Genomic DNA, 1,985 nt, shown 5'->3' with positions numbered 1-1,985 from the left:
TGCGCGGTCGACTGGGCTGGGCCCGCTTTTGGGCCCCGTCGGGCGGCCCGCACGTGCGAGGAGTCGATCACCGCTCGCTCCCAGTCCAGCTGGTTCTTCCACCGCAGCTCGTTCAGCAGAAACTGGTGGAGCTGGTCCCAGACGCCGGCCTCGTTCCAGGCCGCAAGGCGCCGCCAGCAGGTCATGCCCGAGCCGAAGCCGAGTTCCTGGGGCAGATACTCCCACTGGATGCCGGTGTGCAGCACGAACAGGATCCCGCACAGAGCCTGCCGGTCCGGCACCCGCGGTCTGCCCTCGACCAGCTTCGGACCCGGCTTCGGCAGCAACGGCTCGACCAGCGCCCACAGTTCCTCTGACACGATCCACGGCCGCGACTCACGGTTTCCCATACCAAGACCTACGAGACAGCAGGCCGAGAGTCTCATGATCAGCAGCTTTTGTTAGAGCCTTTTAGGCCGCGACAAAGGAGGAAGAGACGAACCGGCAGCCGAAGGCGAGGGTTGATAAGCTGCCCCAAAAGCCTCCCACTCGCAAGGCCACCACACCCACCGAACTTACGAAAAGATCAGTAGGGCGCATCCACCAGCACGCGGCCGCCGGTCCGGGTGTGTGCCGCGGCGCCGCCCGCGTACGCGTTCTCGACCCGCGAGCGCTCGGCCGCGTCGGGCACCGCGTTCCGGCAGCTCGTACCGGCGCTGGAGCCCGACATCAGCTGCGAGCAGGGGCCGGGCTTGGTGTCCGGCAGGCCCAGGTTGTGGCCGAGTTCGTGGGCGACGATGCGGGTCTTGTCGTGGCCCTGGGAGACGGCCTGGCTGCCGAGTTCGACCCGTGCCCGGCCGCCCGGCCGGACCGGTCCGAGCGTGGCCTGCGGCCAGCCGGTGGTGGCCACGATCTGGATCTCCGCTCGGCTGCCAGGGGTGGCTTTGACCAGCTTGACGTTGCCGACGTTGCCGTTCCATGAGGCGACCCCGGCAGAGACCGCCTGCTCCCAGCCTGCTGCTCGGCTGGCGTCGTAGCGGAGCGTGACCTGTGCGGTTACGCGTTTCGGCGTGGTGGGCTCGGCCGCGGACACAGCGTGTGCCGCAGGTATCGCGGTCAGGAGCATCCCTGCCGCGGCACCGGCTATACCCAACCGTAGATAGTGCACCATCACTGTCCTTTCACGCGTGGGGGCTCGGCACCCTGCGGGGACCGAGAGGGGATCCATAACGAGTGTCGCGGACATGCCAATTATGTCAACCAGTTGTCCGACGGCCCGTGACGACGGCATAGCGCCGGACCGAGGCAGCGGCGCCTGCCTTCCTGCGGAGTTGCGGTCAGCCGTTGGAGGCCGCGGACTGTATCCAGTTGGTGTACGCGGCGGTGGCCGTGTAGTTCGACTTGGACTGCCGGTCGCTGGTGGAGGCCACTCCGACCAGAACGCCGTTGGCCATCGCGGGCTGGCGGAGTCTCCGCCGGCCGCGACACCGTCGACGCCCATAGACCGATCGTGGTGCCGCCGTAGTGGTCCGTGGTCAGACCGGTCACGCGCATGGCCGCGGCCTTCAGGCCCGGCGACTGACAGCTGTCGGTACCGGGGCAGGTCGAGCCCACCCGAAGACGGAGACCTTCGCACCTGTCCGGGGGTAGGTGCTGGCAATCGGGGCGGGCGTGTAGGTGACGTCCCGGTCCGGCTTCACCATGGCGAGGTCGGCCGACGGGAGGGAGGTGATGCGTGCGGCGGCGGTCATGGCGCCGCCGCTTGATGCGTAGCTGCTGCCGATACGGAAGGTGTACTGCGCGGAATGGTCCACGCAGTGCTTGGCGGTCAGGATGTGACGGGACGACACCAGGGACGCGGCGCAAACCCCCTGGCCGTTCACCAAGACGCGGGCGTGGTAGGGCTGCTGTGAGGTTCGGCCGTGATGTCACTGGGATGTTCGGCGTTGTATGTCACTGACGTGTAGGTGTATTCGCGCTGCTCAAGGGCAGTTGAATCGGTCGAT

1 protein-coding gene and 2 pseudogenes are annotated in these 1,985 nt (G+C 67.7%); all 3 read right to left on the bottom strand.

What is annotated here, in order from left to right; translation table 11 throughout:
- A pseudogene (locus tag IG54_RS0137115) lies at positions 1-389 on the bottom strand (IS5 family transposase); the annotation flags it as partial.
- A 176-nt stretch (positions 390-565) separates the two neighbouring features.
- Positions 566-1,150 (bottom strand): snapalysin family zinc-dependent metalloprotease, encoded by a 585-nt coding sequence (locus IG54_RS0137110; protein ID WP_030795575.1) that lies wholly within the window; start codon positions 1,148-1,150, stop codon positions 566-568.
- A gap of 394 nt (positions 1,151-1,544) precedes the next feature.
- Positions 1,545-1,883, bottom strand: a pseudogene (locus IG54_RS43950) (trypsin-like serine protease); the annotation flags it as partial.
- Between the last annotated feature and the right edge of the window lie 102 nt (positions 1,884-1,985).

Source organism: Streptomyces sp. NRRL S-920 (genome assembly GCF_000717945.1).
GTDB classification, from domain to species: Bacteria; Actinomycetota; Actinomycetes; order Streptomycetales; family Streptomycetaceae; genus Streptomyces; species Streptomyces alboniger.
This window is presented reverse-complemented; position numbering and strand designations above follow the sequence as displayed.

Excerpts from the sequence above, each read along its gene's own strand:
- IG54_RS0137110 (WP_030795575.1), bottom strand. The coding sequence starts at position 1,150 with ATGGTGCACTATCTACGGTTGGGTATAGCCGGTGCCGCGGCAGGGATG.